The following is a 15207-nucleotide window of genomic DNA, read 5'->3' on the forward strand; positions in this document are numbered from 1 at the left end:
CATTTTCGCAAAGCACAACGACAGATGCTCTTTTTTCGCACAATGGTCTGCAGAATTGCTCGTATTTAAGCGTCACGAAATCTTGTAATGTGCTTGCAACGATTGTTCGTTCTAGGTGATTACAGGAGACAGAAATGGAATATCTTGACGCGGCCGCCCGACCAAGCGGCAGTATCGACAATGAAGCTAAGGAGATGCGAAAGGTGATCTTCGGATCATCCCTCGGTACTGCATTCGAATGGTATGACTTCTTTGTATTTGGCACGCTCGCGGCAATACTCGGCCCGCTATTTTTTTCAAAGGAACTCGGCGAGACAGGCGCCTTTCTCGCGGGCCTAGCGACCTATGGAGCTGGTTTGGTCTTGCGACCATTCGGCTCACTCTTGTTCGGGAAAATGGGTGACATTGCTGGTCGGAAGACAACTTTCATGATCACGATGGCCCTTATGGGTGTTTCGACCGCCGGAGTGGGCCTGTTACCTACCTACGAGCAGGCAGGGATCATCGCTCCGATCTTGCTTGTCATCCTGAGATGTTTACAGGGCCTGGCGCTGGGTGGTGAATATGGTGGCGCGGCTACGTATGTTGCAGAACATGCTGCTCCAGGACGCCGCGGATATGCTACAGGTTGGATTCAGATCTGCGCTACCGTAGGCTTTTTCCTCTCGCTGGTTATCGTGCTGTCGTGCCAGACTGCGCTCGGCCCAGAACAGTTTAAAGCCTGGGGCTGGCGGATTCCGTTCCTTATTTCCGTGGGATTGTTCGGCGTCTCCATGTATATCCGGTCGCAGCTCAACGAGTCGCCCGTCTTTATGAAGATGAAAGCTGCCGGCCATCTTACAAAGTCGCCGATCAAAGATAGTTTCGGAAACTGGGAAAATATGAAAGTTGTCCTGCTCGCATTGTTCGGTGCGGTAGCGGGCTCCGGCATCATCTGGTACACCGGCCAGTTCTATGCCCTCATTTTCCTGCAGAAGTCGCTTAAAATGGAATTCGGGACTGCATACATCTTGGTCTCGATTGCGTTGGCCATGGCTACTCCATTCTTCGTGATTTTTGGCTGGCTGTCGGACGTAATCGGACGTAAGAAGATTATGATGTTTGTCTTTCTGCTCGCGGCCGTGACATATGTGCCGATTTTCCAAGGACTTACCCATTATGGGAATCCGGCTTTGGAAAGAGCAATTGCAACTTCACCAGTTACGGTTGCATCGAATGAATGCTCCATTCGCGCATTCTCAGGACCGCAGACCGACTGCGAGAAGGTCAAGGAGTTTCTTAATACTGCTTCCGTGCCGCATACTCTAGTCGCAAAGAGCGGCCCTGGAGTAACGACAAAAATTGGTAATAAAGTCGTTGAAGGTCTTGATGTCGCAGGTCTCAAAGCAGCTATCAAATCCGCCCAGTATCCGGAAAAGGCATTGGATAGCGAGATTAACAAGCCGATGGTTGTACTGTTACTGTTCATTCTCGTGATGTACGTGTGTATGGGGTACGGCCCGCTTGCTGCCTTGTTAGTGGAGCTCTTCCCGACACGTATCCGCTATTCGAGCATCTCTATGCCGTATCACATTGGTACCGGTTATTTTGGTGGGTTCATGCTGTACTTCGCCACCTTGATCACTACGAGTACTGGAGATATTTATGCAGGGTTGTATTATCCGATTGTGATCGCTGTATTGTCTTTAATCGTCGGTCTTTTCTGGCTTCCTGAGACAAAGGACTTTGACGTTAGTCGTTAATCACGAACGTGAATGGGGCGAGGTCCATTAGCCGCAGCCCCATGTTTCCTTGTCCTTGTTTCGGCGAATTCCTATTCGCCAGCGAGCGGGGGACTGTAGGAGCAGCCATCGCGTTACCATAGCCCGCGCTGGCTCTTCGATTCGGGATGTGAGCTCAACTAATGCGCAGCTGATTCCGCGCCTAGGAATGACGGTACAAAAGCACCAAACCAGAGATGGCTTAGTTACCCTACGGTGTCTCCTTCTTCCAACGACTAAAAAAATGAATCCGATCAAGAGTCCGTGAAGTCGCGCGTCGCAGTCCTTGTCGCATTCTTATGCGTAAGGTGGCCTTCGACAAAGCTTGCATAACTAGGTAGCGTTTGAAGAATCGAACCTACTGCTGTTTTAATTTACTACATATCAAACTATGACAATTCATGAGTCCGAGATGAGGGTATTTTTACCGCCTGTTGCATTGGCAGAGAGAGCAACAGTGTCGAGCATGGAAGCATATACGGCAATGTGCACCGCAGCGGATGAAGACTACGAGGGCTTCTGGGCAAAACTTGCTAATGAAAATCTCCATTGGCACAAACCCTTCACAAAGACGTTAAACGAGTCAGATGCTCCCTTCTATAGATGGTTTGACGACGGACGTCTGAATGTCTCTTACAATTGCCTGGATCGAAATTTGCAGCATGGTAATGCTGACAAGACGGCGGTGATTTTTGAGGCCGATGACGGTGAGATAACCAATATCACCTATTCGGATATGCACGAGCGCGTTTGCCAGTTTGCGAATGGGCTCAAGTCGCTCGGCATCAAGAAGGGCGATCGCGTCGTGATCTACATGCCGATGTCGGTCGAAGGCATCGTCGCGATGCAGGCTTGTGCCCGTATTGGTGCCACCCACTCTGTCGTCTTTGGAGGCTTTTCCGCAAAGTCCTTGCAGGAACGCATAATCGATGCAGGTGCGGTCGCTGTCATCACCGCCGATGAACAAGTACGCGGCGGGAAGCGGCTACCGCTTAAGACGATTGTCGACGAAGCGATCAATGGAGACGTCTGTGATTTCGTGCGGAATGTGATCGTGTATCGGCGAACCGGCGGTGACGTCGAAATGATTGCTGATCGCGATCTTTGGCTGCATGAGGTCATCGCAGACCAGCCCGCCGACTGCGAGCCGGAATGGGTCGATGCCGAGCATCCGCTGTTCATCCTCTATACCTCCGGCTCGACCGGCAAACCCAAGGGCGTCCAGCATTCCTCGGCTGGCTACCTGCTGTGGGCGATGCTGACCATGAAGTGGACTTTCGACATCAAGCCCACTGACATCTTCTGGTGCACCGCCGACATCGGCTGGGTCACCGGCCACACCTATATCGCCTATGGCCCGCTGGCCGTAGGCGCAACCCAGATCGTGTTCGAAGGCGTGCCGACCTATCCCAATGCCGGCCGTTTCTGGGACATGATTGCCAAACACAAGGCCACCATTTTCTATACCGCGCCGACGGCGATCCGCTCGCTGATCAAGGCCGCCGACGCCGATGCCGAAGTGCATCCAAAGAAATACGATCTGTCCAGCCTGCGCCTGCTGGGCTCGGTCGGCGAGCCGATCAATCCGGAAGCCTGGATGTGGTACTACCGCAATGTGGGCAATGAACACTGCCCGATCGTCGATACCTTCTGGCAAACCGAGACCGGCGGCCACATGATCACGCCGCTGCCGGGTGCCACACCGATGGTGCCGGGTTCATGCACGATGCCGCTGCCGGGCATCATGGCCGCGGTGGTCGATGAAACCGGCAACGACTTGCCGAATGGACAGGGCGGCATCCTGGTGGTCAAGCGGCCCTGGCCATCGATGATCCGCACCATCTGGGGCGATCCGGAGCGGTTCAAGAAGAGTTATTTCCCGGAAGAGCTGGGCGGCAAGATTTACCTGGCTGGCGACGGGGCGGTGCGCAATGACAAGACCGGTTACTTCACGATCACCGGTCGCATCGACGATGTCTTGAATGTGTCGGGTCACCGCATGGGCACGATGGAAATCGAATCGGCGCTGGTGGCCAATCCGCTGGTGGCGGAAGCGGCGGTGGTGGGCAAGCCGGACGAGACCACGGGCGAATCGATTTGCGCCTTCGTGGTGCTGAAGCGGGCACGGCCGAGCGGCGAGGAAGCCAGGCAGATTGCCAAGGAATTGCGCGACTGGGTGGCCAGGGAAATTGGTCCGATCGCCAAGCCCAAGGAAATCCGATTTGGCGACAACCTGCCCAAGACCCGTTCCGGCAAGATCATGCGCCGCTTGCTGCGCGTACTGGCCAAGGGCGAGCAGATCACGCAAGATATCTCCACGCTGGAAAACCCAGCCATCCTTCAACAGCTAAAGACGGTAGTAACCACCTGAAGATACCCATTAATAAGAACAGCAATTCAGCATCTTTACGATTAATTAGTTAAGGAAAAGCATGAAATCAATGATTATTCGATCGCTCATTTTGCTTACTACAGCGCTTTTTCTGACAAGCACAGGTGCAGCCGAGCGTGCATCGAAAGAAGAAGCAGTCGCGATGGTGAAAAAGGCAGTCGCATATTACAAGAAGAACGGTAGAGACAAGGCACTGACGGCTTTTAGCGATGACAAAGGTCAGTTCAGAGATCGGGAACTATTTCTCGTGGTCTTAGACGACGGAGGGCAAGTGCTAGCTCATTCAGCGTTACCAAAGATGATTGGCGCAAACATAAGCGAAATGAAAGACAGTAATGGTGTGTTCATTACAAAAGGCTTCTACAAAGCTGTGAAAAACAGCAGCCATGGGTGGAGTGACGAATATGTCTTCACTAACCCGCACACTAAAACAATGGAGAAAAAACATACTTACGTAGAAAAAGTCGACAATCTACTCATCGCATGTGGAGTGTATAAGTAGTACCGTTTTTAGAGATCTGGCGGTTCCCAGCCAGTCTATTGGCAGCGTACTAAGGAATCATACGTAGGCGACATGCAACCGAATGTGGTTAGCCCAATACCTCTGGGGAGCCGTCAACCCACTCTCACGTCGACCTATCCGAGCGACCAACTTCTAAAGAGGCGAAATGCCGCGAGCAACGCATGCTTGGCACGATTGCATTGGGGCTCCCCGCCAGATTTCGAGGCACGAAGCGAAGTTCCTTTTGTCCCGATGCTAATCATGGTTAGCGCATCGGATATTCATGAATGTCCAGTCCTTCACTATCGTCATATAGGGTCGAGATCTATCCACAAGCGAGATCGTAAGACCAGGGCTGGACAATCGAGCAACGAATTTCATAATCAAACCGACGAATAAAAGAAAGGTGGGGAGACATTACCGCACCTGCTACGCGTTAGAAGTCCGGATCAACAGACGAACCAGCGGAACGCTTAAGTGGGTGCCATTAATCATTAGGGCAACCTTATCTAGAGAGTCGATATTATGATCAAAACGATATCCAATGATGTTTATATACTGTGCAGTTACGAGCTGAATGCGCTCTTAGAAGCGCTTCGTCGTGATATGCGATCCCAAACGAACCTGGGGCACGAAAATACGCAATACAAGGACTTCCACTATCTAAATGCACGTACAAGCAAACGATTATTGGAAGCACTGAACCCGAAATCAGTTACACATCGCCATACCTCTGTCATACCCAAATCTCAAGCGATAGGCATTAAACGCTATGAACCTATGCCACATTCGCGTAACACGGTCGTAGCGTTAATGGACTAGCTTTCAGGAGTGGTCCACCTGCCTTGTTTGCAATGAATAGCAGGAAGTCGAAGATCGTGATTGCTTAGGTCCGGGCATGGAGGTTGAGTCATGGGAACGAAACGGACCAAACTGGATTTCACGGCACTCGAACAACGCCGGCATTGGGAGCGTCAGCGGATCTTCACCCAGCAACTGCAACGTCCGCATAACGATGGCATTAGCATCCCACGTCGATTCAGAGAGAAAGAATTGCACTTGTTACGCAGGCGCAGTCTGCGCCTGCACCAACGACTCCGCCCCCGCTAACGCGGTGAGTGTCTTGAGTCGGTCGTGCGGGGCTAGAGCAGTTTCATCCTGACTGTGCCGTCGATGCCGGACGCTTTGCCCGCGGCACTGCGTTGTCTTGGGGCCGCCGAGGCCTCCTTGCCATGTCGCGTCGCCGCGCCTTGCTCCACGGACAAATCGCCTCGGCCTTGCCTGGCAAGTCAGGATGAACTTGCTCTAGCAGATCGGCAGGATAGGTGCACAAGCAGTGGCGTTGCGCCAGCGAATGAAACAGGGCGTCGAATTACGCCGCATAGTCTTCCAATGGACCGGGTGCCGGTGTACACGGACGCCGGGCAGTCATGGCGGTGCCTTCTGTTCCCATCCTAGCCCCTCAATCAACCACTTTCAACAAACTACCGCTAGCGACCTGTCATTAACTAGTTTGAGTTCGCACTCCCAAACTAATTGATGACAGGCCCTAGTTCGCTAAAGGCATTCTTGGCCTGGCGTGTCAATGAAATCTCGACACGTTGCTTTTTCTTGACGGCCTATCTTTACCCCCCCCTTTTTTGGAGGGGGGCGAGCGGAAATTCGCCTCGTTTAACCTCGCGTTGAAGGGAAAGGGTAAGTCGGATACGCACTGCGCAAGCTTAAGTTTATCGAAATCAATCAGTTATTGCGCTCGATCATTAGCAAAACGAACCGCTTGCCTTCCTTGCCATAGAGGCAAGGATTTGTGCGAGATGGGCGATATACCCGGTTCGGCGATAGAGGACTGATATGCGGAGGCTGATTAGTAAGTAAGCAAGAACAACAATCCAATACGAGGGGCAGTGAAGATGGAGGAAAGCAACATGCGGATTTGAAGCGCGCTCTGGGAGGCCCTGATGCAAATGAGCAGCAGGGTACAAAAAAGCATTAGAAAAATTAAGACTTTGGAGAATCAAGATGAACAATACCAAACAAGCGCGATTCATCGGCTTTCGGCGCACCGCATTTGCCGCGGCGGCGGCGGCCTTGTGCGCGGGCTTCTGCGCCAGCGCGAACGCATTCGAAATCGATACCGGCAATGACGACGTGCAGATGCGCTTCGATAACACCATCCGTTACAACTTCGGCCATCGCGTCGAAAAGCAAAATCCCAGCATCCTGCTAAACCTGAACGCCGACGACGGTAACCGTAATTTCAAGAAGGGCAGCACGGTAACCAACCGTATCGACTTGCTGACTGAATTCGACGTTGTCTATCAAAAGAAATTCGGCGCCCGCGTGTCCGCAGCATCCTGGTATGACCAGGCGTATTCGGGCGGCTTCGACAACACCAGCCTCGCCACCTCCAACCATTTGGTCAACGGTACGCCGGCCTTTGGATTGTCTCCGTATGCAAATCGCTATTACAACGGCTTGTCCGGTGAATTCCTCGACGCCTTTGTGTTTGGCGGTTTCGACGTTGGCAACACGGCGGTTACGGTGCGCGCCGGCCGCCATACCGTGAATTGGGGCGAAGCGTTGCTGGGCAGCGGCGCTATCCACGGCGTTACGTATGCACAGGCACCGCTGGATCAGGCCAAGGGCTTTGCCAATCCGGGCGTCGAAGCCAAAGAATTGTTCCTGCCCCAGACACAGATCTCCAGCACGATTCAGGCAACACGGGAATTGTCGCTTGCCGGTCAATACTTCTTTGAATGGGATGCCACCCGCATTCCTGAAGGTGGCTCTTATCTGGGCTTCAACGATGCGCTGCAATTCGGCGGCGAATCGCTGTATCTCGCACCTGGCGTGCGTGCGGCTCGCGGCAACGACATCAAGCCGAAGAACCGCGGTGACTGGGGTCTGGCCGCTCGCTGGAGCCCCGAATGGCTGGACGGCACGATGGGCTTCTATGTGCGCCAGTTCTCCGACAGACTGCCGCAGCTCTCCGTCATGGCCGCCGCGCCGCGCCAGTATTTCATGAGCTACGCCGACAACGTCGACATGTACGGCATCAGTCTGACCAAGCAGATCGCCGGCATCAGTTTTGGCGCAGATCTGAACTACCGCAAGAACATGCCGCTCAACAGCGATGCGGTCACCATTACTTCGCTGGCAGCCTTGCCAACGCCCGGTAATGTCCCTGGCGCACGCGGCGACACGATGCATGGCGTGCTCAATGCCCTCGGCTCGCTTCCCGCTTCGCCCTTGTGGGAAGGCGGTTCCTGGGCCGCCGAGATGACCTGGAACCGCTGGCTGTCGGTGAACCAGGGACATGCATTTTTCAAGGGCCGTAACGGCTACACCGGCATCGACCGCGTCAGCAAGGACTTCGTCGGCCTGGCATTGAACTTCACACCGGTCTGGTACCAGGTGTTCCCGGGTGCGGACTTGTCGATGCCGATGAGCTACTCGCGCGGTATGTGGGGTAACGCCGCAGCGGTGCAATTTGGCGGCAACAAGGCTGCTGGTACGTTCGCGGTCGGCCTTGGCCTGGACCTGTACAGCAAATACCGCTTTGATCTGAAGTATGTCGACTACTTCGGTCGTTCCCAAGTGAACCCGGCGACCGGCCAAATGACAGCTGTGAACGGCAGCGGTACATGGCTGCAAGATCGCGGCACGGTATATCTGACATTCAAGACCGCATTCTAAAAGGAGACACACATGAAAAAACTCGTAACAGCATTGATCGGCGCGGGCCTGTTGTCCGCGGCCATCGGCATCGCCCACGCCGCGGTCACCGCGGAAGAAGCGAAAAAACTCGGTACCACGCTGACACTGGTCGGCGCGGAAAAGGCCGGCAACAAGGAAGGCACCATTCCCGAATACACCGGCGGCCTGACTACGCCGCCGGCTGGTTTCGTCAAGGGCAGCAACGTGCGTCCCGACCCGTTCGCGAATGAAAAGCCTTTGTTCTCGATCGATGCGAAAAACATCGCCCAGTATGCGGATAATCTGACCGAAGGCACAAAGGCCTTGATGAAGGCGCATGCCGATTACCGCATCGATGTCTACAAGACGCACCGCACTGCGGCCTACCCGAAGTTCGTGCTTGACAATACGGTAAAGAACGCGACCAAGGCGACACTGGACGAGAATGGAGATCCGCGCGGCGCACGTGCTGGCATCCCGTTCCCGATTCCAAAGTCTGGCCAAGAGGTGATGGTGAACTTCATGGCGCGGTTTAATGGCAACTCGTTCACGATCCCGAAGTACAGCGCCTTCAATGTCGACAGCTCGGGCAAGCTGGTGTTGTCGACGCAAGGCACCTATATCAATGAAAGCCTCTACTACGACGATTCGAAAACAGAGGATCCCACCTTGCTCGCCCGGGTTCGCGCCAATTACAGTGGGCCGGCGCGCCGTGCGGGCGAACAGATCATGACACAGGAAATGTTCGCTTACGGTGACAAAGGCCGCCGTGCGTGGCAGTACCTGCCGGGCCAGCGTCGCGTGCGCCTCGCCCCCGACCTTGCCTACGATACGCCAAACTCCAGTACCTCCGGCATGTCGACTTATGACGATGTCAGCATGTACAACGGCAAGATGGACCGCTATGACTTCAAGCTGATCGGCAAGAAGGAAATGTATGTGCCGTACAACACGTACAAATTCACTTACCACGACAAGGCGGAAGACGTATTCCAGGCTAAGTTCATCAACCCGTCGATAGTTCGCTGGGAACTGCACCGTGTTTGGGTAGTCGAGGCGAAGCTGAAGGAAGGAAAGCGTCACATTTATTCGAAGCGCACGTTCTACATCGATGAGGATAGCTGGAACATCCTTGCCAGCGATCAGTATGACGGACGTGGTCAACTCTGGCGTCCGGGATTTGGCTACATTGCCCCGGCTTATGAAGTATCGGCGCCCATTTCGAGCGCCAACGGTCATTACGATCTGATCGCGGGCACTTATTACATCAACATGTGGCCGGGTGTTGGCGGCGTGAAGATTTCGGACACACGCATGCCGGACTCCGCTTGGACGCCTGACAGCATGGCAGGATCGGGCGTGCGCTGAAAACTTTGGCAATCACTTGTGCGGTGTCTGGTGAAAAACGGACCCGCACATATTTAAAAAATGCTCCTGAGGGTGGGTGGCCGAGATGATGAATTCACCTTGGCCACTAATGCATCGCCCGCATCGAGTAAATTTGGATGGAGCGAGACGTGCGGTACAAAGCTTTTTGGGCCCCCCTTGTGCTTGGGGCTGCAATGATTTCCGGTGCAACTGCAGCGGAACCCATCTTTCAATCGCCGCTGGCGCTGCCGGCAGCCAAGAGTTCTCTGGCGCTGCGCGCGCCGCTCAAGGCATTGGCATTGGCCGGCAAGCGCCTGGTTACAGCAGGTCAGCGCGGCCATATTCTGTATTCCGATGACGGCAAGAACTGGACACAGGCCGAGGTGCCGGTCAGTTCCGACCTGACAGCTCTGTATTTCCCGAGTGCGCAGCAAGGCTGGGCGGTCGGCCATGAAGGCGTGATCCTGCATACCGCCGATGGCGGCGCCACCTGGCGCAAGCAGCTCGATGGCAAAGCCGCCGCCGACCTGCTCGTGAAACACTATGACAAGCCTTCCAATGCCGGTGACCCCAAGGCGCAACGCCTGCAACAGGATGCCGAGATGTTCGCCGCACAAGGCGCCGATAAACCCTTTCTCGATGTCTGGTTCGAAGACGACAAGCGCGGTTTTGCCATTGGCGCGTTCAACCTGATTGTGCGCACCGAAGACGGCGGCCAGAGCTGGACGCCCTGGCTGGACCGTGTCGACAACCCGAAAGCCTTGCACCTGTATGCAATCCGCCCGGCCGGCGGCACGCTGTTCATCGCCGGCGAACAAGGGCTGGTATTGAAATACGACCGTGCCCAGCGCCGTTTCACCTCAGTGGAACTGCCATACCAAGGCACGCTGTTCGGTGTCACCGGTACGGAAAACATGGCGCTGGTGTATGGACTGCGCGGCAATGCCTACCGCAGCACCGACGGTGGTGCTTCCTGGATCAAGGTTGATACCGGGGTGAATGCCGGCATCACCAGCGGCATGGTACGTGCCGACGGCTCGGTGGTACTGGCCAGCCAGGCCGGGCAGGTGCTGGTGAGCAGCGATAACGGTACCAACTTCAACCGGGCCAAGGTAATTACGGCTGCGCCGGCATTTGCAATGGCCGATACCGGCAACGGCGCCATCGCGTTGGCCGGTATCGGCGGCGTGCGTGTCGAAGCGCTGAAGTAAAACAAAGAAAGAATGCAATGCTAACGAACAACATCGACGACATGCCGCCCATCCGCGAGTTGAAGGATTTCGACCGCAACTCCGGCAGCCGTTTCGAGCGGCTGATTTTCAACAACCGCCTGCTGGTGATTCTCGCCTGTGTGCTGACCACAGTGGTGCTGGGCTTCCAGGCCACCAAGCTGACGCTGAATGCGGCCTTCGAAAAGACGATCCCGCACAACCAGCCGTACATCAAGAACTTCCTCGAGAACCGCAATGAGCTGAAGGGTTTGGGCAATGCGCTGCGCATCGTAGTCGAGAATAAGAACGGTGACATTTTCGACCCTGCGTATCTGCAGGCGTTGAAGCAGATCAACGATGAACTGTTCCTGACGCCGGGTGTCGACCGCGCCAACGTCAAATCGCTGTGGATGCCAGTGGTACGCTGGAACGAGGTAACCGAAGAGGGTTTCAGCGGCGGCCCCGTGATGCCGGACAACTACGACGGTTCGCCCAAGCACACCGAGCAATTGCGCCAGAACATCGCCCGCGCGCAGATCTACGGCAGCCTGGTCGGTACCGATTACAAGTCCAGCATGATTTTCGTGCCGCTGATGGACAAGGACGTGCGTACGGGTGCTGCGCTCGATTACCAAGAACTGTCCAAGCGACTGGAAGACATCCGCGCCAAGTATGCGCAAGCCGAAGGGGCCGAGATCGAGATCCGTATCGTCGGCTTTGCCAAGGTGGTGGGTGACCTCTTGGCCGGCTTGCAGCAGATGATGATTTATTTCGGTGTGGCTGCTGTGATCGCCGCTGCCATCATCTTCTGGTGGACGCGCTGCACGCGCAGTACGACCCTCGTCTTGCTTTGTTCGCTGGTGGCGGTGTTGTGGCAATTGGGCTTGGTGACGACACTCGGTTACGAGCTCGATCCGTACTCGATCCTGGTACCGTTCCTGGTGTTTGCGATTGGTGTGTCGCACGGCGCGCAAAAGATGAACGGTATCATGCAGGATGTCGGCCGCGGCACGCATAAGCTGGTCGCCGCACGTTACACGTTCCGCCGCTTGTTCCTCGCTGGTTTGACTGCCCTGGCGGCCGATGCGGTCGGGTTTGCCGTATTGATGTTGATCGATATTCCAGTGATTCAGGATCTGGCAATTACTGCCAGCCTGGGGGTGGCCTTGCTCGTGTTCACCAATCTCGTGCTGCTGCCGGTATTGCTGTCGTATACCGGCGTGAGCAAGAAGGCGGCCGAGCGTGCCTTGCAGGCTGAACAACGCGAAGAAGGCGGCATCTGGAAATGGCTGGAACGCTTTACCGAGCGGCGCTGGGCCATAGGTGCCATCGCCGTCTCGCTCTTGATTGGGGTGGCCGGCTTTGTCGTCAGCCTGAACCTGAAGATCGGCGACCTCGATCCTGGCGCATCGGAACTGCGCCCGAACTCGCGCTACAACCTCGACAATGCCTACATCACCGGCAAGTATTCCTTGTCCAACGACCAGTTCGCGGTGATCGTCAAGACGAAACCGGAAGGCTGCCTGGAATACGCCACGCTGATGGAAACCGACCGTTTGGGCTGGATGCTGCAGCAAGTTCCTGGTGTGCAAACCACGGTGTCCTTGCCCGATGCGGTGCGCAAGATCACTGCCGGCACTTTCGAGGGCAGCAGCAAGTGGCTGGCCATTTCGCCGAACCAGGATGTGCTGAACTACGCGGCGCGTACCGCATCCACCAGCAACCCGGACCTGTTCAACAACGAGTGCTCGGTCATGCCGGTGGTCGCCTATCTCGCCGACCACAAGGCGGAGACGCTGGACCGCGTGGTGAAGGCAGCGGACCAGTTCGCCAAAGAACACAGTACGCCGGAGCGCCAGTTCCTGCTGGCCGCAGGCAGCGCCGGCATCGAAGCAGCCACGAACATCGTGGTCAAGCAGGCCAATGTCACGATGCTGCTGTACGTGTATGCGGCGGTGATCCTGCTGTGCTTCATCACCTTCCGTAGCTGGCGCGCGGTGGTGGTGGCGGTGGTGCCGCTGGTGATTACCTCGATCCTGTGCGAAGCCTTGATGGTGGCGCTGGGCATGGGCGTGAAGGTCGCGACCTTGCCGGTAATCGCGCTGGGTGTCGGTATCGGCGTCGACTATGCCCTGTACCTGCTCTCGATCCAGTTGCAGCAGCAGCGCGCGGGCGCAACGCTGGCTGATGCATATCGCCATGCATTGCGCTTTACCGGCAAGGTGGTGGCGCTGGTCGGCGTGACGCTGGCTGCGGGCGTGATCACCTGGGCCTGGTCGCCGATCAAGTTCCAGGCTGACATGGGCATTTTGCTGACCTTCATGTTCATCTGGAACATGGTGGGCGCGCTGGTGCTGATTCCGGCCTTGTCGCACTTCCTGTTGGGTCGCGTCGGCCACGCCAGCACGAAGGAAGAGCCGGTAGGCGTAGAGCAATTTGCAAAGGAGGCCAAGCGCGCCTGAATACACATCACGCTGCACATTCCAATCACCGCCGGCATTGCCGGCGGTGGCGCCGTAACAAGAAGCAAAAAGCAAAAAACGGTCAAGACGGGGAGAAACGAATGAAATTGGCAAAGCTGAAGATCGGACAACGACTGACTCTCGGTTTCGGCATGGCGATCGCGGTGATGATCATTGTGATCCTGTTTGGCGCGGCCAAACTGATCAGTCTCAATCAAAACGTCGAGGTGATGGTCAACGATCGCTATCCGCAAACGGCCCTGGCCAACAGCATCAAATCCGACCTGTTCGACGTTGTGCAAACCATGCGTGACATCCTGTTCGCCACCGACCAGGACGAAATCAACAATTACCTCGCCGGTATCGAACAGTCGATGGAGTTCGTCGAAAAGAGCACCGGCGAACTTAATGGCAAACCGTCCGCGTCTGCCGACGAAGACGAAATGAAGAAAGGTCTGAAGGACGCCCAAGACCGATTCAAGTCGGAACTTGATCGCTTCAAGCAACTCGTGAAGGCCGGCGACCGCGACCAGGCCAAGGATATCCTGTACACCACGGTGCAGACGGCACAGCTCGCCTATTTTCAGGCCTTGAACCAGGAAATTACGTTTCATGCCGATGCAATGGTCAACAGCAGCCACGCCGCGATTAGCGACGCCAAGCGCTCGGTCGTAGTGATGCTCGGCCTGGGCAGTGGCGCCTGCGTGCTGGCGGTATTGATCGGCGTGTTTGTCACGCGCAGCATCACCAAACCACTGGGTCAGGCGGTCGATTTGGCCAAGCGCGTGGCGGCGGGCGACTTGACCGCCACCATCGAAGTGAAGAGCCAGGATGAAACCGGCATGCTGGTGCAATCCTTGAAAGAGATGAACGCAAGCCTGGCCCGTATCGTATCTGACGTGCGCACCGGCATCGAGACGATCAGCACCGCGTCGGCGGAGATTGCCAGCGGCAACATGGACCTCGCGTCGCGCACCGAGCAGCAGGCCGGTTCGGTAGAACGCACCGTCGCCTCGATGGATGGCCTGACCTCGACGGTCAAGCAGAATGCCGACAACGCGCGCCAGGCAAACCAGCTTGCTGCTACGGCGTCGCAAGTGGCGATGAAGGGCGGTGAAGTCGTTGGGCAAGTGGTCGCGACCATGGAATCGATCAACGAATCGGCGAAGAAGATTGTCGACATCATCAGCGTGATCGACGGCATTGCGTTCCAGACCAATATCCTCGCGCTCAATGCAGCGGTGGAAGCGGCACGCGCCGGTGAACAGGGACGTGGCTTTGCAGTGGTGGCAAGCGAGGTACGTAGCCTTGCACAGCGCAGCGCCGGCGCGGCCAAGGAAATCAAGCAACTCATCGGGGATTCCACGGATCGGGTGAATGTCGGCAGCAAGTTGGTCGGGCAGGCGGGCACGACGATGGACGAGGTGGTGGAAAGCGTCAAGCGCGTGACCAACATCATCGCAGAGATTTCGGCAGCCAGCGCAGAGCAAAGCGACGACATCGCGCAGATCAACCAGGCTTTCACACAGATCGACGAAACGACCAACCAGAACGCCGCATTGGTCGAGGAAGCAGCAGCCGCCGCAGAACGCATGCGCGAGGAAGCGGCCATGCTCGCGCGTGCGGTGAGTGTCTTCCGATTGGATTCCGTCAATCGCGGACATACCGAGATAGACGTCACGCCTGCTGCTGCAGCCCTGCAGAATGCGGATGCGAGAAAGTCGGTACGGCAATTAAGCTAGTGGAGGCGGTAGCTGGGGCATCGTAGCGCATGCCCCACGCTTGTGTGCACCTGCGGGCGCTACACACACCGATG

Annotated in this window: 8 protein-coding genes and 2 pseudogenes; 8 read left to right on the forward strand and 2 right to left on the reverse strand. The window is 56.0% G+C overall.

Going from position 1 to position 15207, the window contains the following annotated elements; genetic code table 11:
• The first annotated feature begins 134 nt into the window (after window positions 1-134).
• The 3 genes from D3871_RS20265 (at window position 135) to D3871_RS20275 (ending at window position 4654) form a co-directional block, all read left to right on the forward strand.
• On the forward strand, window positions 135-1742 hold the full coding sequence (locus tag D3871_RS20265; protein ID WP_119770861.1) for an MFS transporter: 1608 nt from the start codon (window positions 135-137) through the stop codon (window positions 1740-1742).
• A gap of 409 nt (window positions 1743-2151) precedes the next feature.
• Window positions 2152-4131: an acetate--CoA ligase gene (gene acs / locus D3871_RS20270; RefSeq protein ID WP_119770862.1), complete on the forward strand. Its 1980-nt coding sequence runs from the start codon at window positions 2152-2154 to the stop codon at window positions 4129-4131.
• A gap of 61 nt (window positions 4132-4192) precedes the next feature.
• On the forward strand, window positions 4193-4654 hold the full coding sequence (locus tag D3871_RS20275; RefSeq protein ID WP_119770863.1) for a cache domain-containing protein: 462 nt from the start codon (window positions 4193-4195) through the stop codon (window positions 4652-4654).
• Window positions 4655-5620: 966 nt separating this feature from the next.
• On the opposite strand, the pseudogene D3871_RS31725 reads toward D3871_RS20275, so the two are convergent.
• A pseudogene (locus D3871_RS31725) lies at window positions 5621-5800 on the reverse strand (IS701 family transposase); the annotation flags it as partial.
• A gap of 160 nt (window positions 5801-5960) precedes the next feature.
• A pseudogene (locus D3871_RS31730) lies at window positions 5961-6086 on the reverse strand (IS701 family transposase); the annotation flags it as partial.
• Window positions 6087-6673: 587 nt separating this feature from the next.
• Here D3871_RS31730 and D3871_RS20280 point away from each other — a divergent pair.
• The 5 genes from D3871_RS20280 (at window position 6674) to D3871_RS31410 (ending at window position 15133) form a co-directional block, all read left to right on the forward strand.
• The gene (locus D3871_RS20280; protein WP_119770864.1) at window positions 6674-8350 is read left to right on the forward strand and encodes a DUF1302 domain-containing protein; all 1677 of its coding nucleotides are present in this window, start codon (window positions 6674-6676) and stop codon (window positions 8348-8350) included.
• A 12-nt stretch (window positions 8351-8362) separates the two neighbouring features.
• Window positions 8363-9718, forward strand: a complete 1356-nt coding sequence (locus tag D3871_RS20285) for a DUF1329 domain-containing protein (RefSeq protein WP_119770865.1) — start codon at window positions 8363-8365, stop codon at window positions 9716-9718.
• A 194-nt stretch (window positions 9719-9912) separates the two neighbouring features.
• Complete coding sequence (locus D3871_RS20290) at window positions 9913-10929, forward strand: WD40/YVTN/BNR-like repeat-containing protein (protein WP_199724843.1); 1017 nt, start codon at window positions 9913-9915, stop codon at window positions 10927-10929.
• A 17-nt stretch (window positions 10930-10946) separates the two neighbouring features.
• A complete protein-coding gene (locus tag D3871_RS20295; RefSeq protein WP_119770867.1) occupies window positions 10947-13391 on the forward strand; it encodes an efflux RND transporter permease subunit in 2445 nt (814 codons plus the stop codon).
• Between the two features lie 101 nt (window positions 13392-13492).
• The gene (locus D3871_RS31410; protein WP_119770868.1) at window positions 13493-15133 is read left to right on the forward strand and encodes a methyl-accepting chemotaxis protein; all 1641 of its coding nucleotides are present in this window, start codon (window positions 13493-13495) and stop codon (window positions 15131-15133) included.
• Window positions 15134-15207: the final 74 nt, after the last annotated feature.

This window comes from Noviherbaspirillum saxi, from assembly GCF_003591035.1.
In the GTDB taxonomy this organism is placed as follows: domain Bacteria; phylum Pseudomonadota; class Gammaproteobacteria; order Burkholderiales; family Burkholderiaceae_D; genus Noviherbaspirillum; species Noviherbaspirillum saxi.